The organism is Rossellomorea sp. NRS-1567, from assembly GCF_050467885.1.
GTDB classification, from domain to species: domain Bacteria; phylum Bacillota; class Bacilli; order Bacillales; family Bacillaceae_B; genus Rossellomorea; species Rossellomorea aquimaris_C.
The window spans coordinates 16,498-35,855 of the sequence record NZ_JBITPL010000026.1 but is presented as its reverse complement, the minus strand read 5'-3'; the positions used below and the strand labels follow the sequence as shown (position 1 = coordinate 35,855).

Sequence of the window (19,358 nt, the reverse complement as noted above, 5' to 3'; positions counted from 1 at the left end):
AGTGGATTTCCAAGCATTTTTGATTACACTGAGAGAGTCTTTAGAAGCCATTCTGATTGTAGGGTTGATTCTTTCTTATCTTACAAGATTAAAAGCAGACAAATATAAGAAATGGGTTTATGTAGGAGTCTTGCTTGCACTTGTATCCAGCTTTTTAGTCGCTTTACTGTTCCAAGTCGTCCTGACAGGGTTCTCGAGTTTTGGAGCTGAAGTTTACTTGAAGGTGGGCATCATGTTTGCATCCGTTTTCCTGCTGACTCATATGGTTGGCTGGATGAGAAAACAGTCCAAAGGGATCAACACGGAAATGGAGAAGAAGATCAATGCGGCCTTAACGGCAGGCAGCGTATCAGCGATGATCATTCACTCATACTTGATCGTCCTTCGTGAAGGTGTCGAAACCGTATTTTTCTTCGCTGCCATCAGTGGAGGAGACGTAACGAAAGTATTCACAAGCTACGGAGCGCTCAGTGGCTTATTACTTGCCATGGTTCTTGGATATGCGTTCTTCTCAGGTGCCATGAAATTCAAGTTGAAAACGTTCTTTAATGTGACAGGTTTGCTGATCATGTTCATCGCAGCCGGGTTACTTGTTCAAGGAGTAGGGATTCTTCAGGATCTTGGGATCATGGGCTCCTTATATACAACAGCAGAAGGGAAACCCGCGGAAGTATATAATCTTGTGGAAATTATGCCTGAACACTTTCAAGATGAGCTTCACTATGAGAGAGACACAGGAAATGAGGTTCTGATCAGCGGTCAAGTTGGTCTGTTCATGGCGGCAATGTTCGGCTATAGCCACAACCCGACGATTGAACAGGTGCTTGCCTATTGGTTCTACTTCGGATTCGTATTCTTATGGATTTACCTGATCCGAACGGATAAACTCATTAACCCTTTTAACCGAAAGTCCGTGCCTGCGGGGATGGAACAACAGAAAAAGACAATCAAAAAATCGGATGATGTGAAATCAATAAATGCTTAAATCCCCCTGAACCAACTCATGATTGGAAACCTTTCTTATAAAGCCTTACAATAGGCTAAGAAGGTTTTCAAACTGAGTTGGTTTTTATTTGGAGAGAAACAGGGGAAAAACAATGATCGATAAACATTTGAACAAATGGATGATAAGTATACTGGTTGTCTTCAGCCTGTACTTTATATACAGACTTATATTGCTTCCGCCCTATGCTTCAAGCTGGGACGAAGTTGATTATGCTCTGGGCGTGATTGAATTTGATTTATTGAAGATGCAGCCTCATTTTCCAGGGTACCCTTTTTTTATTTTCGGGGGAATGATGGTTCGCATCTTTATTGATGACGCGGTTCTATCCCTTCAGCTTTTTAATACGATTTTGCTGGTTAGCTCGATTCTTCCTGTATATTGGCTATTTGGCCATTATCTTGAGAGAAGAAAAGCCATCATTGCGACGCTTTTACTCTTTTCCCTTTCTTATCCGAGTGCGATGACTGTTCAAGCTATGAGTGAAGGTGCGGCTATCCCGGTATTATGGTGGTACTTATGGAGTCTGCACCGGGCTGTCATACTTAAGACGAAGGATGCGGCTGTCCTTCCCATTCTCCTATTTGCCATCTTGATGGGTATACGATTATCCTATATCGGGTTTGGTACGGGGATCCTCTACTATTGGTTTGTGTTTTGGAAGGAGAGTGGCAATGGTTCAGAAAAGGTGAAAGCCATCGCTTTTCATCTGACTCTTCTCATACTTTCCCAAGGGGTGTGGCTATCGGCACTGGCTGCCAATGCAGGGAGCCTTCAGACCCTGCTACAGATTGCCTTTGGGTTTACCGACGGACACTTTACGGAATGGGGAGGAACGGTAGAGTCGAATACAGGATTTTTTGAAAGGTTATGGAATTATATATTTATCAATATAGGCTGGAACGGATTATTTACACAATCACTTTCTAATATGGTCATCACGGCGCTTCTATTTTTATTAAGTGTAAAAATGACTGGAAAGCGGACTAAACCTGGTACAGGCACTATATTGCTCCTGATTGCATTTAGCTCCTATTTTATCTGGGGGTTATTTGCACAAAATATTGATAAACCGAGACATATTCTGCCACTGGCCATATTAGCAGCATTTTTCTTGTTAATAGGGTGGATGAAAAAACTCAATGCAATGAAAATCATCGCTCTGAGTTTGTGGTTTATTTTGCATATAGGAACGAGTGTGGGCGTGTTGACCGATTATCACCTTTCTTCACCCGCCGTCTACAAAACAGAGTCATACTTCACAGAGCAAAATGAGAAAAGTCCGATTGTGGTGTACACATGGGAAGAAACAAGAGTATACTCCTACCTGGATGCACCTTACTCACATAAGCGTGTGTTAACCTATTCTCAATTCCTTCAGGACATTCAGCATACGAATAAAGAGATCTACCTGACCGGAGCAGTGGTTAAAGGATTCGAACAACAGGGTATTGAAAACCTTGATGAAAAAATAGAAAAAGTCCAAGTATTCCATTCACAGGAGCTATTCGATCCTGTTTATTCAACCATCACCGTCTATAAATGGGCAGACAAGAAGGGAGAGAGACGATGAACCCTACCATTACGAATAAATTAGCTCTATTACCGGATCAGCCGGGATGTTATTTGATGAAAGACAGACAAGGTACGATTATTTATGTGGGGAAAGCAAAAGTTTTGAAGAATCGTGTACGCTCTTATTTCACCGGCTCTCATGATGCCAAGACTCAACGGCTGGTAGGTGAAATTGAGGACTTCGAATACATCATGACCTCATCTGATCTGGAAGCCCTTGTGCTTGAAATGAACCTGATCAAAAAATATGACCCTAAATACAATGTCATGTTAAAGGATGATAAAAGCTATCCGTTTATCAAGTTAACGAACGAGAGACACCCAAGACTTATTACGACCCGCAAAGTCCAAAGGGGGAAAGGCCGGTACTTTGGTCCGTATCCTAACGTAGGAGCTGCAAATGAAACGAAAAAGCTCCTGGATCGTCTGTATCCGTTGCGAAAATGCACCACCCTTCCTGATCGGGCATGTCTTTACTACCATATGGGTCAATGTCTGGCTCCTTGTATCAAAGAAGTAAGCAAAGACACCTATAGACAAATGACTGACGAAATTTCCAGGTTCCTGAATGGCGGATACAAAGAGATTAAGAATCAATTAACGGTGAAAATGAATGAAGCATCAGAGAATCTGGAATTTGAGAGAGCGAAGGAATTTCGTGATCAAATCCTTCACATTGAAGCGACAATGGAAAAGCAAAAGATGACCATGACCGATTTCACTGATCGGGATGTGTTCGGATATTCCGTTGATAAAGGCTGGATGTGCGTACAGGTATTCTTTGTGCGTCAAGGCAAGCTCATTGAAAGGGATGTGTCACTCTTCCCACTCTACAATGAACCCGAGGACGAATTTCTGACTTTCTTAGGTCAGTTTTATTCGAAATCCAATCATTTTAAGCCAAAGGAACTTTTTTTACCTGAGGAGATTGATGAAGAATTGGCGGCTAAGCTGATAGAGGTGAAAATCACCAAGCCAAGACGGGGAAAGAAGAAAGAGTTGGTCAAGCTTGCCGAAAAGAATGCGAAACAGGCACTCGAAGAAAAGTTCGCCCTGATTGAAAGAGATGAAGAGCGGACGATTAAAGCGATAGAACGTCTAGGGGAGCATATGGGGATTTATACTCCTTTCCGGATCGAAGCATTTGATAACTCGAATATCCAAGGTACGGACCCTGTGTCTGCGATGATTGTATTCCTTGACGGAAAGCCTGCGAAGAATGAGTATCGAAAGTATAAGATTAAAACCGTGAAAGGCCCTGATGATTATGAATCCATGAGGGAGGTCGTTCGCAGACGGTATACGAGAGTTCTAAAAGATGGTCTTCCTTTACCGGATCTCATTATAATCGATGGGGGGAAAGGGCAGATTGAAGCGGCGAGGGATGTCATTGAGAATGAGTTGGGGTTGGATATCCCGCTTGGCGGCCTTGCGAAAGACGATAAGCATCAGACGTCGGAACTGCTGTATGGGAATCCATTGCAAATCGTCCCTCTTGGAAAGAGAAGCCAGGAATTCTACTTGCTGCAGCGGATCCAGGATGAAGTCCACCGATTTGCCATCACCTTCCACAGACAGCTCAGAGGAAAAAGCGCCTTCCAGTCCACCCTTGACGACATTGACGGCATCGGACCGAAACGAAAAAAACAGCTTCTTAAACACTTTGGCTCCATGAAGAAAATGAAAGAAGCGACGGTGGAGGAATTTATTGAAATAGGGATTCCGGAAGCTGTTGCTAAGGTATTAGTCGAAAAATTGAAGTAGGTAATAGTAGAAACAAGGAAGTATGTGCTTTCTTTTGATTGAGCTCATATTTAAAAGAGTGTTGTTTTTATAATGGTTTTGAAGTAACTTGTTGACTATGATAGTTGATTGTAGCGGAAGGTGCTCGACTCCTGCGGGAATAGCGGGAAAGTTGAGACCCCGCAGGGCGAAGCCCGAGGAGGCTCAACTCACGCCCCGCGGAAAGCGAGCACCTGGAGCGGAAATCAACCACTACTCGCTCCTGCAAATTGGCAATAAAAACTAGGATGTAAATCAATAATAATATGAATTTATTTTCAAAATGTGCATTGAATCACAATTTTTTGTATGCTATAATTAACGAAAATTTATAACATTATCACTTTTTAAAGTGGTGATAGAGGTGCGAACTTCAAAAGTACAGGTAAAGAGGAGTATGAGCTCTGTTGAGATGCCTGGAAAGGGGAGATTCGCCGAAGTGGTCTTAGTCTCATGCCGATTCCGCTGGTTCTACGTTTAAGAAATGTAGGATTGTCAAGATGATTCAATCTTGGAGAGCTATCTCACAATGCCCATGAACCTATTTAGTATGTTCTGCTGTATGTTCATTAAGCAATGAGATATTATTCTCATTGCTTTTTTTATTATCCAGCGCAGGTGATGAACCTGTTCCATGAACGTTTAGGATGATTGTGATTGTACTCTTCACCATCAAAAAATGAGTCTTAACGAAGCACTCGATTGAGAAAGAGGGAGAAGCTGTGAGTATTATTGTTCAAAAATTCGGTGGGACTTCAGTAGGTTCTGTGGAAAGAATTCAAAATGTTGCGTCAAGAATCGCAGAAGAAAAAGAAAGAGGAAATGATGTTGTGGTCGTCGTATCCGCCATGGGGAAAACGACTGATACACTCGTTGGATTGGCAAGGGAGATTACATCGCAACCAAGTAAGAGAGAAATGGATATGCTTCTTTCTACAGGAGAGCAGGTCACCATTTCGCTTCTCACGATGGCCCTGATTCAATCCGGACATGATGCCATCTCATTCACAGGCTGGCAGGCAGGGATCGAGACGGAATCCGTTCACAGCAATGCAAGGATCACCAATATTCATACTGAAAAGATGATGAGTCACCTTCAATCGGGAAGAGTGGTGATCGTAGCAGGATTCCAAGGGATGACTGAAGCGGGGGAAATTACAACTCTCGGACGTGGCGGGTCGGATACAACCGCCGTTGCAATCGCGGCTGCCTTGAAAGCAGAACGCTGTGATATTTATACAGATGTAGACGGGGTATACACAACGGACCCGCGTTATATTAAAGGGGCAAGAAAGTTACCGTCCATTTCCTATGATGAAATGTTGGAACTGGCTAATTTAGGGGCTGGCGTCCTGCATCCACGGGCAGTGGAATTTGCCAAGAATTATCAAATTCCGTTAGAGGTCAGATCCAGTATTGAAAAAGTTGAAGGAACGTATATTGAGGAGGAAGCAAGCATGGAACAAAACCTGATCGTGAGAGGCGTAGCCTTTGAAGGGGAAATCACCCGTGTAACTGTATTTGGACTGGGAAACGCATTAACGGGACTATCTTCAGTGTTTACCACCTTAGCCCAAAATCACCTGAATGTAGATATTATCATTCAGAGCCAGACCGATCAGAATACGACCAATTTATCATTCTCTATTAAAGAACAAGACCTGGAGGAAACCCTTGCTGTTCTGGAACGGAACAAAGAGCCATTAGGCTTTACCCATGTTGAGCATGAAAGTGAGCTTGCAAAAGTATCGATCGTCGGCTCCGGTATGATCTCCAATCCAGGGGTGGCAGCTGAGATGTTCGAAGTACTGGCTCAAAACGACATCGTGGTGAAAATGGTCAGCACATCTGAAATCAAAGTATCGGCAGTCGTAGACGAGAAAAATATGCAAAAAGCAGCAGGCGTCTTACATACTGCTTTTAACCTGGACGCGGTGAAGATGGAAGAAATCACGTTATAATACTAAAGTAGCAGAGAACGGGACAAGTGAAAAAGGGTTGCCCCATCGATAGGGGCAACCCTTTATTAAAGTATTAGTAGTAGGTTGTGCAGGGACTATTCTACTTTATCTTTCTCGTCCCATCTTACAATCACTTTCACTGACTGACTTCGTTTATGTAGTTCGTCGGCAGCTTCTGCCACACATTTCTTTTGTAACTGTACTTGTTCGGCTAGAAAGCCCGTTTCCAGTTTGAATGTTACATCCGACTTTAAGGCAAGGCGTCGTTCTAACACCGGTCCGCTTATTTCAAAGGTCATCTCATTCTTTTTTTGTTCCAGCAGTGTAAGAGTTCCCCAGCCGGCTTCAGCGAAGAACGATATCAGTTCCTCTGATGACTGAAGGGGGAATTTCCGAGAGAGCTGTTTTCCACCCCAGTATAATATATCGGGAGTATGCTTTCCTAAAATTTCTGGAATCAATATGTCACGTAACATTTCATATCCGAAGATTGGAACGGACGGTTGATGTACTACTTCTTTTTTCTGTTCCAAGTAAATCCCCTCTTTCTATAAAACTATTATATACATGAAAAGGGGATTTATCATCCCATACCTTGAAAAATGACCTTGGGATATTTTGGTGATATAACTTTTATTTAATATTTATTTGAATTTTCGAACATTTAACGGGACGATACCTCATCTTTTCTGTTATCAATAAATTGAAAATATTTTTGCGGTATTGTCGAAATTATGTATACGTTTTCTTGACGCTTCCACTCCTTGGGAGTAAAATGAACATGTCACATTATTGTTACAATATAAAATATGTATCGTCGTCTAGTCATACTTTACAAGTGCATTAGAAAACGAATTCATATTTTATCATTAAGGGGGGTAAATCATGGCTGGAAATCGAGAATTTAATTATCGCAGGCTTCATTCATTGCTAGGTGTTATTCCAGTTGGATTATTTTTAACACAACATTTAGTCGTGAACCATTTTGCCACTGGCGGGGAAGAATCATTTAACCAGGCGGCACACTTCATGGAAAGTTTACCTTTCCGTTATATCCTTGAAATTTTTATCATCTTCCTTCCATTGTATTTCCATGCAATCTACGGAATTTACATTGCATTCACTTCTAAGAACAATGCAAGTAAGTTTGGCTATTTCCGTAACTGGATGTTTTTACTTCAACGTGTGTCTGGAGTAATCACATTTATTTTTGTTACTTGGCATGTATGGGAAACAAGAGTAGCAGCAGCATTTGGGGCTGAAGTGAACTTTCAAATGATGGAAAACATCTTATCTAATCCATTTATGCTAGGGTTTTATGTGCTGGGTGTTCTTTCAACAATCTTCCACTTTGCGAATGGTTTATGGTCATTCTGCGTGAGCTGGGGAATTACAGTTTCACCTCGTTCTCAATTAATTGCTACATATGTTACGATCGGAATCTTTGTAGCGTTATCGGTTGTCGGAATGCGTGCAATTTTTGCCTTCGTATAAGAAGAAATAGATACGAGTCTAATAGATTAAATAAGTGCTCTCGAAGTATGGTAGGAAAAGGAGTGAGTCACGATGAGTAAAGGCAAAATCATCGTTGTCGGTGGCGGTTTAGCCGGCCTGATGGCCACAATTAAAGCAGCAGAAAAAGGAACGCAAGTAGATTTATTCTCACTGGTACCCGTTAAGCGTTCTCACTCTGTATGTGCACAAGGTGGTATTAACGGAGCCGTTAATACCAAGGGAGAAGGAGACTCTCCTTGGGAACATTTTGATGATACAGTATATGGTGGGGATTTCTTAGCGAACCAACCACCTGTTAAAGCAATGACTGAAGCGGCACCGGGGATTATTCATTTACTCGATCGTATGGGAGTAATGTTCAATCGTACACCGGAAGGATTACTGGATTTCCGTCGTTTCGGTGGAACGCAGCATCATAGAACAGCTTTCGCTGGTGCTACGACTGGTCAACAATTATTATATGCGTTGGACGAGCAGGTTCGACGTCATGAAGTAGCAGGGCTTGTGAATAAGTTCGAAGGTTGGGAATTCCTTGGCGTCGTGGTCGATGACGAAGGAGTGGCAAGAGGAATCGTTGCTCAAAACCTTCAAACGATGGAAATTAAATCGTTCGCAGCTGATGCAGTGATCATGGCAACTGGAGGACCCGGGATTATCTTCGGTAAATCCACCAACTCTGTTATCAATACAGGTTCAGCCGCATCGATCGTCTATCAACAAGGTGCTTACTATTCAAATGGTGAGTTCATTCAAATTCACCCGACAGCCATTCCAGGGGACGATAAGCTTCGCCTCATGAGTGAATCGGCACGTGGTGAAGGTGGACGAGTCTGGACATATAAAGATGGAAAGCCGTGGTACTTCCTTGAAGAGAAGTATCCTGCATACGGAAACCTTGTACCCCGTGATATCGCAACACGTGAAATCTTTGATGTGTGCGTAAACCAAAAACTTGGTATTAACGGTGAAAACATGGTTTACCTGGATCTATCTCATAAAGATTCAAAAGAGCTTGATATTAAGCTTGGCGGAATCATCGAAATCTATGAGAAGTTCATGGGTGATGACCCGCGTAAAGTACCAATGAAAATCTTCCCTGCGGTTCACTATTCAATGGGTGGACTATGGGTGGATTATGATCAAATGACCAATATCCCTGGTTTATTCGCTGCTGGTGAGTGTGATTATTCTCAGCACGGAGGTAACCGCTTAGGGGCGAACTCATTACTATCCGCTATATATGGTGGTATGGTTGCAGGTCCTAATGCTATTAAATATATCTCAGGGCTTGAGAAAACAGTTGAATCCGTCCCTTCTTCTCTATTCGATCGTTATGTGAAACAGGAAGAAGAAAAATGGAACAACATCATGTCCATGAATGGTACTGAGAATGCTTATGTCATTCATAAAGAACTTGGTGAGTGGATGACGGATAACGTAACCGTTGTACGTCATAACGATAAGCTTAAACAGACAGATGAAAAGATCCAGGAATTAATGGAACGTTACCAAAACATCAATATCAATGACACGGCTAAATGGAGCAACCAAGGGGCAACATTCACACGTCAATTGTGGAACATGCTGCAACTGGCCCGTGTTATTACAATCGGTGCTTTAAATCGTAACGAGAGCCGTGGAGCTCACTATAAACCTGACTTCCCTGAACGTAATGATGAAGAATTCCTGAAGACAACGATGGCTAAATACAATGCCGCAACGAATTCACCTGAATTCCATTACGAGGAAGTAGATACTTCACTGATTGCACCACGGAAGCGTGACTATTCTAAGAAAAAAGGGGGAAATAAATGATGAGTGAAAACAAAAGAGTCCGTTTTATCATTACTCGTCAAGATGGCCCGGAAACAGCCCCTTTCCAAGAAGAGTTCGAGCTTGATTACCGTCCGAATATGAACGTTATTTCTGCACTTATGGAAATCCGTCGTAATCCGGTCAATGCAAAAGGGGAACAAACTACTCCGATTAACTGGGATATGAACTGTCTGGAAGAAGTATGTGGAGCTTGTTCAATGGTGATCAACGGGAAACCAAGACAATCTTGTACCGCTTTAGTTGATCAATTGGAACAACCGATCCGCTTGGAGCCTATGCGTACTTTCCCTGTTGTTCGTGACCTGCAGGTAGACCGCAGCCGCATGTTCGACAGCTTAAAGAAAGTAAAAGCATGGATTCCGATTGATGGAACATACGATCTTGGTCCCGGACCGCGTATGCCGGAGAAAAAACGTCAATGGGCGTATGAATTATCTAAATGTATGACATGTGGTGTTTGTTTGGAAGCATGTCCTAATGTAAACAGCAAATCGGACTTCATCGGTCCTGCTCCATTATCACAGGTCCGTTTGTTCAATGCCCATCCAACGGGTGCCATGAACCAGGATGAGCGTCTTGAATCGATCATGGGAGACGGAGGCCTTGCAAACTGTGGGAACTCTCAAAACTGTGTTCAATCATGTCCAAAGGGGATTCCTCTTACGACATCGATTGCAGCTCTGAATAGAGAGACCACTTTCCAAATGTTTAAAAACTTCTTCGGAAGCGACCATATGGTTGATTAAACGTAAAAGTCAAAAAGCACTTTCCTTCGGGGAGTGCTTTTTTTGTCCTTAATAGGTTTCTTATTTATCAGAAAAAGATTATAATAAATAATGAATGGTCATTCATTTTCTTATTTTATATTCATTTCCCAAAAGGAGGAGCCAATTTGAAACATTTTACATACATTGAAGATATAGCAACATGGCAAAAAGAATTTTCATTTTCAATCCATATAAAGGTTCGGTTTTCCGAGACTGATATGTTTGGACATATGAACAATACAATTCCATTCACTTATTTCGAAGAAGCTAGAATCGAATTTTTTAAACACAAAGGATTTATGCAAAACTGGGTAAAACCTGAACACGATACGATTCCTGTCGTTGCAGATCTACAATGTGATTTTGTCAAACAAGTATTCTTCGACGAACGGCTGAAGGTTTGTGTAAAGGCGAATAGTGTGGGGAAATCTTCAGTGGATTTACACTATATGGGTCTGAATGAAAAAGAAGAGGTTTGCTTTACAGGTAGAGGAACCATGGTCCAAATATCAAAACAGACTGGAAAAGGTGTCCCTTGGACGGAAGAAATGAAGGCGAAGCTTGACTGCAAAATGGCGGTTTCTTAGCCCATTGTAGTGTGTTGTGAAAACCGTTGCCTATTTTTCATTTAACTTCCTCCTCTATGTCACTCTAAACCCTCCCTTCACATATGATATTCTGACGACCACAATACCCATCCCCGCGGTTTAAAGCTGGCGAAGGCAAGGAGGGTTACCATAATTGAAGGACAATGATTTTACACACAAACCGTTGCTCACCAAAAGAGAAAAAGAAGTATTCGAACTGTTAGTTCAAGACAAAACAACTAAAGAAATAGCTAGTGATCTATTTATTAGCGAGAAAACAGTTCGGAATCATATTTCCAACGCCATGCAAAAGCTTGGAGTGAAGGGGCGATCTCAAGCTGTTGTAGAGCTTCTTCGCATGGGGGAACTCAAGCTTTAATTGTAAGGGACTGATTCTAATGACAAACAATTAACGGGTCTTCCGCGGATACCTATTAATGTTTGAATGAGAGTCAGTCTCTTTTAGTTCTGGACCATTTGTGAACTTGTCTTGAATTTTTACAAAAAAAGAGCGAAAATGCTAGTAGGGGAAGTCTAGGCTGAAAGAAAGGTCACTTAGGTCCCATCATATAATAGAAGCTAAAACAGGAAGGTCTTATGTGATCGATTCCCGTTTCAATAAGGAGTACATATCCGGTTTCTGATTTTAAAAGGAGAGTAATCATGACGAATTCTAAAGAAATCATTGGAGAATTACAAGTTGTTGCAGATATAGAAAAAGACCTGCGCTACATATCATCGATCATTAAACAAAAAGGAAGGGAAATATTGAGTCAGTACACCATCACCCCGCCTCAGTTCATCGCACTGCAGTGGTTATTTGAATATGGTGATATGACCATTGGTGATCTTTCAAATAGAATGTACCTTGCCTGCAGTACCACAACCGATCTCGTGGATAGAATGGAGAAAAATCAGTTGGTGGAACGCGTGAAGGATGAAAATGATCGCAGGGTCGTCCGGATTCATATGCTAAAAGAGGGCGAAAGAATTATTGAAGAAGTCATCAATAAAAGGCAAAATTATTTACAGAGTGTCCTGACGGATTTTTCCGAACAAGAAGTGTTACTATTAAAAGATAATTTAGCAAAGCTTCATCAAGAAATGAAACCAGAATGAGGGAATAACGTGATTCAACCAATTGGCATCATTGATTCTGGGGTTGGGGGGCTTACCGTTGCCAGAGAAGTGATGCGTCAGCTACCGAAAGAGACCATCTACTATCTTGGTGACACAGCCCGTTGTCCCTACGGACCCAGAACAGCTCAAGAAGTGAAAACATTCACATGGGAAATGACCCAATATCTCATGAAATATGATATGAAGATGCTGATCATCGCATGTAATACCGCCACTGCGGTTGTGCTGGATGAAATTCAGACCCATTTGGACATCCCGGTTATAGGCGTCATTCACCCTGGGGCCAGAGCGGCAATCAAGCATACTCATAATAAGAGAATAGGTGTCCTTGGAACAGTGGGGACGATTAATAGCGGTGCCTATGTAGAAGCGCTCCACTCCCTGCACGGCAGCTTGGATGTCACGTCACTCGCCTGTCCGAAATTTGTCCCATTAGTAGAAAGTGGAGAATACAATAGCTCCATGGCGGAAGAAATCGTAGAAGAGACTCTCCGCCCCATTAAAGATACGGATATCGATACGCTGATTCTGGGGTGCACACACTACCCGCTATTACAGCCTAAGATCAAAGCCTACATGGGTCCGGAGATCAGTGTGATAAGCTCTGGAGATGAAACGGCACGGGAAGTAAGTACGATTCTTGATTATTACAACCTCCTATACAGGGGAGTACAAAAGCCTGAACACCGCTTTTTCAACACAGGGTCTTCGGCCATCTTTTCACGCATTGCCTCCGATTGGCTGACAGTCGGAGAAGTGAAAGCAGAAACCATTCGATTACAGGATTAGTATCTTGTGATCGGATGGTTCTTTTATTTTCAAAAAGTTTCGGTCTATTTTATAGAGCGGGCTCGTATACATGTTAGTACAAACTGTCTTTTAGGAGGTTTCCCAATGGCAAAAAAAGCAAAGGTGTCAATTGCTGTAACGGTTTTAGCTTCTTCTGTATATCTTTCAGGTTGTGGATTACTCAGTTTCGGTGATGATAAAGAGAAAATTGATCCTCCTCAAGACCTATCCTACTTAAAAGAAGGGGAGAAAGTGGATACGGCTAAAGGAGAAGACGCAGAAAAAGAAGTGAGCAAGGAAGAAGCAACTGCTGAAACGGTCATGACAGAGCTTTATCTAATCGATAAAAAGGGGTATGTTGTCTCACAATCGCTTCCGCTCCCAGGTGAAGAAAGTGTGGCAAAACAAGCTCTTGAGTATCTGGTCGTAAATGGACCGGTTCAAAATGTGCTGCCGAATGGCTTTAGAGCCGTGCTTCCGGCGGATACGCAAGTGACGGTCGATATTAAAGACGGAACGGCCATTGCCGATTTCTCTCCGGAATTCAATAACTACCAGCCTGAAGATGAGCAGAAAATTCTTCAATCCGTCACGTGGACGCTTACTCAATTTGATTCAGTTGAAAAAGTAGAGCTTAGAGTGAATGGATATCCACTGACTGAAATGCCTGTTAACGGAACACCGATTGATGAAAAAGGATTAACGAGAAAAGTCGGTATTAACGTGGATACTTCCGGTGTGGTGGATCCTACGAGCACAAAACCACTAACGGTGTATTATGTATCGCAAACGGATGATAAAACGTATTACGTGCCTGTTACTAAACGCGTAAGCTCAAATTCAGTGGATGAAGTCACGGCGGTTGTGAAAGAGTTGATTGATGGACCAGGATACTCTTCTGCACTTGCAAGTGATTTTACAGGTGCCAAACTATTAGACGATCCGAAGCTTGAAGACGGAACCGTTACATTGAACTTTAACGAAGCAATTTATGGAAGCCTTGAAGAAAAAATAGTTTCTGAACATATGTTAAATTCTCTCGTTCTTTCTTTGACAGAGCAAAAAGGGATTAAAGGAGTCTCTGTTTTAGTGAATGGTGAAGCAACGGTAGTGTCAAAAGACGGCGAAACCATCACCGAACCAGTGACAAGACCAGAAAATGTGAATGCAATTAGTTTTTAAATAACGATTTTTTGATATACTATTATAGAAACATCTGAAAAGAGGTTGGCATAATGCCACCTCTTCTATTTTTGATTAGACCGTTTTTACATAACGTACGAAAATACAGGAGGTAATGATATGAGAACAGATGGTAGAGAAAAGAATCAATTGCGGAATATTGAAATCGAGACAGATTATGTGAAGCATCCGGAAGGCTCCGTCCTCATAACGGTTGGAGAAACAAAGGTCATTTGTAATGCCAGCATCGAAGAACGAGTGCCTCCTTTTATGAGAAACAGTGGGAAAGGGTGGATCACGGCTGAATATTCCATGTTGCCAAGAGCAACGGAAACGCGAAACATTCGTGAATCTTCTAAAGGGAAGGTTTCAGGAAGAACAATGGAAATTCAACGTCTTATTGGAAGGGCGCTCCGAGCTGTAGTCGATTTGGATGCGTTAGGAGAACGTACAATCTGGATTGATTGTGATGTCATTCAAGCAGACGGCGGGACAAGAACGGCTTCGATCACTGGGGCTTTCGTTGCTACGGCAATGGCAGTGGCTAAGCTTCAAGACAGCAAAAAAATATCTTCTTTTCCACTGAAAAGTTTCTTGGCAGCCACAAGTGTGGGGATTGTTGAAGAGCACGGGGCGGTTCTTGATTTGAATTATATTGAAGATAGTAGCGCATTGGTGGATATGAACATCATCATGACGGGTGAAGGCGAATTTGTAGAGCTGCAGGGAACAGGGGAAGAAGCAACCTTTACGATGGACCAATTGAAGCAACTGTTAAAACTTGGACAAGAAGGAATCCACGAGATATTCCAAATTCAGCAACAATCATTAGGGGATATAGTAAAAAGATTTCAATAAAGGGATGAGACTGTAGATGACAAAACGAGTGATCATAGCCACGAAAAACAGGGGAAAAGCAAAAGAGTTTCAACATATGTTTGCTCCATACGGGTATGAGGTACAAACATTACTAGACCTTCCTCACATTGAAGATGTTGAAGAAACCGGTGAAACGTTTGAAGAAAATGCCATATTAAAGGCCGAAACGGTTGCGCAGGAATTGGGAGTACTGGTGATAGCCGATGATTCAGGTTTGGCCATCGATGCCCTCGAAGGCCGCCCGGGAGTGTATTCTGCACGCTACGCCGGTGAAGAGAAGAGTGACGAGGCGAACATGGACAAGGTATTAAGTGAGCTTGAATCTGTTGAAGAATCCGACCGTACCGCACGTTTTCACTGTGTTTTAGCGATTGCTGATCCCAATGGGGAAACCAGAACCGTTACAGGAACATGCGAAGGCATGATTTTGCAAGAAAAGAGGGGAACGAATGGGTTTGGGTACGATCCGATTTTCTACATTCCTACTCTTCAAAAGTCCATGGCTGAACTATCTCAAGACGAGAAAAGTCAGATCAGCCATCGTGGAAATGCCTTGAAAAAGCTTAAGAACGTAATCTCAGACTTTATCTAAAGGGTGAGCGGAATGAAACTATTGGTTGTTAGTGATAGTCACGGTTCAAATGAAGAGCTATTGGAGCTATCAGAGAAGTATCAATCTGCCGTAGATGCCATGATTCACTGCGGAGATTCTGAATTAAGTGCAGACGACCAGGCATTATCCCCATACCTTGTTGTGAGGGGAAACTGTGATATGGATGCCAGGTTACCCGACGATCTTGTTGAAAAGGTAGAGGGCCATTCAATCATGGTGACGCACGGTCATCTGTATGGAATTAAAATGTCACTGATGAAGCTGCGTTATCAAGCTGAAGAAGTTGGAGCGCAATTTGTTTTCTTTGGTCATTCACACACACTCGGTGCAGAAATGAATAATGGCACATTGTTCTTGAATCCTGGAAGCATCCTTTTGCCAAGAGGCAGGAGAGAACGAACCTACGCATTAGTTGAAGCAAGTGATCAGGAAATAAAGGTAACATTCTTAACTCAAGATCATGTTGTTCTGGACGAATTGACTCAATCCTTTCAATTGTAAAATCATTGTGAGAACCTGCCACGGCGGGTTCTCTTCCATTATTTCAGATAGAAGAGAAGCGGTCCCGGAAAATTAATTTAAACTTTTTTTGAAAATCTGTTGACTTATTGATGCTATGTGAATATAATAAATATTGTCCTTGAAAAACAAATCACGTCCCAGTAGCTCAGCCGGATAGAGCATACGCCTTCTAAGCGTACGGTCGGGAGTTCGAATCTCTCCTGGGACGCCATAAATCCTACATACACAAAGCTTACCTATAAAGGGTAGGCTTTTTTTGTTATCCAAAAGATATCATGCTAAACTAATACAAACTAAAAAGTATAGGCAGGTACGTTTTATGACTAAGGGAAACCATAATGGAAAAGGAAAAATCGTCCAGTTTCCAGGATTGAAGGATCGTTTGCTGGAAAAGGGTGTGCAGGCACTTGAGAAAGGAGAGGTTCATGAATCCTCTCAGTTGCTCACGCAAGCCTATGAATTAGAACCTGATAATCCCGATATTAATACTGCACTCGTGCTATCTCTTTATGAAAGCAAGCAGTACGACAAAGCCAGATCCATATGTAAAGAGATGCTCCTCGAAGGGATCGGGGATTATTTCGAAGTCGTTGATATGTATTTGATGATTCTCATCCAGCTTCATCAGCACAGGGAAGTGGTCGACACGATCAACGTCCTGTTTGATGAAAAAGAAGTGCCCTTTGAAAAGGAAGAACATTTCAGGAAGCTTCTCCAATTCAGTGAAAAAGTAGTGAACGGAAAAGCGTCAATTCCTGAAGAAGAATCAACAGAAGAGGATCAATCGTCTATCTTATCCGGGAAGAGCCTGGAGGAACAGACGTTGATCGTGGCACAGCTGGTTCATCGTAACATTCAACCGTTCATCGGGGAGTTGCGAGCGGTTTTAATGGATCCATCCGCCCATCCATTTCTGCAAACGATGATCTTAAATGTTTTAAGAGAGCATGGAATGGATAAAGAAGTAGATGTAGCAAAGTTTGGCTTGGAGGAGCGGGTGTCTCCTGCCGCTTTGGAAGATGTGTTCGAGTCTGATTTCTTTAAGATGGTCACAGACTCATTGGACGATCTTCTGGCCCAAACGAATCCTACGCTATTTCAGCACGCTCAAGAATTACTGAAAAGGCATACCTTCCTTCTCTATCCTTTTACACTTGAGGAGGAACCGAAAGCAATCGCTTCGGTGTATGCTTATTACACGGCAGGGATGTTTGCCGATGCCATCCTTGAAGAAGAGTTAAAAGACCAGGTTGAAAACACACAATCTCAGTGGATTCTTACAAGAATTACGGAACTAGAGGAAATTTCCTCTCCTAATATTTAAAGGCTCTCTGTTGAAAGACAGTGGCTGTATGTTATAATGTAATGGTTGTAATGTAAAAGTTTTTCATATATTTACGATGATAGTGCTAGATTCATACGGGACTATCTACTACTATGCGTAAAAATACAAGATCAATTATAGATTGTTGGAGGGAACAGTATGTCTGCAAAATGGGAAAAGCAAGAAGGAAACCAAGGAGTACTTACAATTGAAGTTGAAGCTGCAAAAGTAAACGAAGGTTTGGACGCAGCATTCAAAAAGGTTGTAAAACAAGTTAACGTACCAGGATTCCGTAAAGGGAAAATGCCTCGCGGAATGTTCGAAAAACGTTTTGGTGTTGAATCACTTTACCAAGATGCATTAGATTTCATCTTACCTGAAGCCTATGCGAAAGCAATCGAAGAAACGGGAATCGATCCAATCGACCGTCCGGAAATCGATGTTGAGCAAATGGAAAAAGGCAAAGATCTGATCTTCACTGCTACAGTACAAGTGAAACCAGAAGTGAAACTTGGTGAATACAAAGGTCTTGAAGTAGAAAAAATGGAAACAGAAGTAACAGCTGAAGATGTAGAAGCTGAACTTACTTCACTTCAAGAAAAACAAGCTGAACTAGCTGTAAAAGAAGAAGGAAAAGCTGAAGAAGGCGACACTGTAACAATGGATTTCGAAGGATTCGTTGACGGTGAAGCATTCGAAGGCGGCCAAGCTGAGAACTATTCTCTTGAATTAGGCACAGGTCAATTCATCCCAGGTTTCGAAGAGCAATTAATCGGGGTTGCACCTGGAGAAGAGAAAGAAGTAGAAGTTAACTTCCCTGAAGAATACCATGCTGCTGAACTTGCTGGTAAGCCTGCAACATTCAAAGTGAAAGTTCACGAAATCAAAGCGAAAGAACTTCCGGCATTAGATGACGAGTTCGCTAAAGACGCTGACGAAGAAGTTGAAACGCTTGCTGAACTTAAAGAAAAAATCGAAAAACGTCTACAAGAGTCTAAAAAGAACGAAGCTGAAACAGCCGTTCGTGAAACTCTTGTAAATAAAGCTTCTGAAAATGCTGAAGTTGAAATTCCAGAAGTAATGGTTACAGCTGAAGTAGACCGCATGATGCAAGAATTCGAACAACGTCTACAAATGCAAGGTATGAACCTTGACCTTTACTTCCAATTCTCTGGTCAATCAGAAGAAGATCTTAAAGGTCAAATGAAAGAAGATGCTGGTAAACGCGTTCGCACAAACCTTACACTGGAAGCAATCGCTGCAGCTGAAAACCTTGAAGTAACCGACGAAGAAGCAGATCAAGAAGTAAATAAAATGGCTGAACAATACAACATGTCTGCTGACAACATCAAACAAGCTCTAGGCGGCCTTGACACACTTAAAGCTGACCTTAAAGTACGTAAAGCAGTAGAATTCCTTGTTGAAAACAGCAAAACTGTAGCATAATAAAAATAGCAAACAAGGCGCGATTCATTCGTGCCTTGTTTTGTACAATGAAGCGGATATACCCCGTGATTTGGCTCATTCGTGAGAAACGGATGTTTCTCACGCTTTTCAGCAATGCTGAAAAGTAGCCATAATCATCAAAAGCGAATGAGCAAACGAGTTTGCTCTATCGCTTTTGATGATTATGGCGTAAATGAGCCAAATCACTAAGCTTCACTTAATAAGTTTTAATTGTTTTATCAAACAAGAATAAGAACCACTATTTTTGGAAAAAGCTTATTAAACGGGGTTGCATTATTTTTCACCAGGAACATACATAATTAGATTTCTTACATTACCTGACTTCAATTGGACAAGATACTAACTAGCAATGTAAAATATTTGCTAAAATGCGTGTTACATAATAAGATGATTCTTAAGAATCGTATCAATTTCTT

The 19,358-nt window shown here is 41.9% G+C and carries 18 protein-coding genes, 1 tRNA gene and 1 riboswitch; of the genes, 18 read left to right on the top strand and 1 reads right to left on the bottom strand.

All coding sequences use genetic code 11. From position 1 onward, the window contains the following. Window position 1 precedes the first annotated feature (1 nt). From ACIFOD_RS19410 to ACIFOD_RS19395, 4 genes are all read left to right on the top strand, one after another. The gene (locus ACIFOD_RS19410) at window positions 2-985 is read left to right on the top strand and encodes an FTR1 family iron permease (protein ID WP_428974946.1); all 984 of its coding nucleotides are present in this window, start codon (window positions 2-4) and stop codon (window positions 983-985) included. Between the two features lie 112 nt (window positions 986-1,097). Continuing rightward, window positions 1,098-2,576: a hypothetical protein gene (locus ACIFOD_RS19405; RefSeq protein WP_430315941.1), complete on the top strand. Its 1,479-nt coding sequence runs from the start codon at window positions 1,098-1,100 to the stop codon at window positions 2,574-2,576. Beyond that, on the top strand, window positions 2,573-4,342 hold the full coding sequence (gene uvrC / locus ACIFOD_RS19400; RefSeq protein WP_430315940.1) for an excinuclease ABC subunit UvrC: 1,770 nt from the start codon (window positions 2,573-2,575) through the stop codon (window positions 4,340-4,342). The genes ACIFOD_RS19405 and uvrC overlap by 4 nt, the downstream gene beginning before the upstream one ends. A 369-nt stretch (window positions 4,343-4,711) precedes the next feature. Then, window positions 4,712-4,890, top strand: a riboswitch (Lysine riboswitch). 192 nt (window positions 4,891-5,082) lie between these two features. Continuing rightward, a complete protein-coding gene (locus tag ACIFOD_RS19395) occupies window positions 5,083-6,321 on the top strand; it encodes an aspartate kinase (protein WP_430315939.1) in 1,239 nt (412 codons plus the stop codon). A gap of 95 nt (window positions 6,322-6,416) precedes the next feature. Here ACIFOD_RS19395 and ACIFOD_RS19390 read toward each other — a convergent pair whose 3' ends face one another. Further along, complete coding sequence (locus ACIFOD_RS19390; protein WP_430315938.1) at window positions 6,417-6,854, bottom strand: YslB family protein; 438 nt, start codon at window positions 6,852-6,854, stop codon at window positions 6,417-6,419. A 352-nt stretch (window positions 6,855-7,206) separates the two neighbouring features. Here ACIFOD_RS19390 and ACIFOD_RS19385 point away from each other — a divergent pair, with 352 nt between their 5' ends. The 14 genes from ACIFOD_RS19385 to tig all read left to right on the top strand — a co-directional run bounded on the left by ACIFOD_RS19385 (window position 7,207) and on the right by tig (window position 18,921). Next, entirely contained in the window at window positions 7,207-7,815 is a 609-nt protein-coding gene (locus ACIFOD_RS19385) for a succinate dehydrogenase cytochrome b558 subunit (RefSeq protein WP_148969863.1), read from the top strand. A 72-nt stretch (window positions 7,816-7,887) separates the two neighbouring features. After that, window positions 7,888-9,651, top strand: coding sequence for a succinate dehydrogenase flavoprotein subunit (sdhA, locus tag ACIFOD_RS19380; RefSeq protein WP_113969540.1), 1,764 nt, complete (start codon window positions 7,888-7,890; stop codon window positions 9,649-9,651). Further along, window positions 9,651-10,418 carry a succinate dehydrogenase iron-sulfur subunit gene (gene sdhB, locus ACIFOD_RS19375; RefSeq protein ID WP_149156252.1) on the top strand — a complete coding sequence of 256 codons (768 nt, stop codon included), beginning with the start codon at window positions 9,651-9,653 and terminating at the stop codon, window positions 10,416-10,418. Before sdhA ends, sdhB begins: the two co-directional genes overlap by 1 nt. Window positions 10,419-10,564: 146 nt before the next feature. Then, window positions 10,565-11,026, top strand: coding sequence for an acyl-CoA thioesterase (locus ACIFOD_RS19370; RefSeq protein ID WP_397552030.1), 462 nt, complete (start codon window positions 10,565-10,567; stop codon window positions 11,024-11,026). Window positions 11,027-11,180: 154 nt separating this feature from the next. Beyond that, window positions 11,181-11,405 carry a helix-turn-helix domain-containing protein gene (locus ACIFOD_RS19365; protein WP_032087424.1) on the top strand — a complete coding sequence of 75 codons (225 nt, stop codon included), beginning with the start codon at window positions 11,181-11,183 and terminating at the stop codon, window positions 11,403-11,405. 284 nt (window positions 11,406-11,689) lie between these two features. Then, entirely contained in the window at window positions 11,690-12,145 is a 456-nt protein-coding gene (locus ACIFOD_RS19360; RefSeq protein WP_397552031.1) for a MarR family winged helix-turn-helix transcriptional regulator, read from the top strand. A gap of 9 nt (window positions 12,146-12,154) precedes the next feature. Continuing rightward, a complete protein-coding gene (racE, locus tag ACIFOD_RS19355; protein WP_397552032.1) occupies window positions 12,155-12,955 on the top strand; it encodes a glutamate racemase in 801 nt (266 codons plus the stop codon). A 105-nt stretch (window positions 12,956-13,060) separates the two neighbouring features. Continuing rightward, window positions 13,061-14,137: a GerMN domain-containing protein gene (locus tag ACIFOD_RS19350; protein WP_430315937.1), complete on the top strand. Its 1,077-nt coding sequence runs from the start codon at window positions 13,061-13,063 to the stop codon at window positions 14,135-14,137. Window positions 14,138-14,257: 120 nt separating this feature from the next. Further along, window positions 14,258-14,995, top strand: coding sequence for a ribonuclease PH (gene rph / locus ACIFOD_RS19345; RefSeq protein ID WP_113969535.1), 738 nt, complete (start codon window positions 14,258-14,260; stop codon window positions 14,993-14,995). A 16-nt stretch (window positions 14,996-15,011) separates the two neighbouring features. Continuing rightward, entirely contained in the window at window positions 15,012-15,608 is a 597-nt protein-coding gene (locus ACIFOD_RS19340) for an XTP/dITP diphosphatase (RefSeq protein WP_430315936.1), read from the top strand. A gap of 12 nt (window positions 15,609-15,620) precedes the next feature. Beyond that, window positions 15,621-16,130, top strand: a complete 510-nt coding sequence (locus ACIFOD_RS19335) for a metallophosphoesterase family protein (RefSeq protein ID WP_430315935.1) — start codon at window positions 15,621-15,623, stop codon at window positions 16,128-16,130. Between the two features lie 155 nt (window positions 16,131-16,285). Further along, window positions 16,286-16,362 (top strand) — tRNA-Arg (locus tag ACIFOD_RS19330). 108 nt (window positions 16,363-16,470) lie between these two features. Continuing rightward, window positions 16,471-17,475, top strand: a complete 1,005-nt coding sequence (locus tag ACIFOD_RS19325) for a tetratricopeptide repeat protein (RefSeq protein ID WP_430315934.1) — start codon at window positions 16,471-16,473, stop codon at window positions 17,473-17,475. Between the two features lie 159 nt (window positions 17,476-17,634). Then, entirely contained in the window at window positions 17,635-18,921 is a 1,287-nt protein-coding gene (gene tig, locus ACIFOD_RS19320; protein WP_430315933.1) for a trigger factor, read from the top strand. Window positions 18,922-19,358 lie beyond the last annotated feature (437 nt).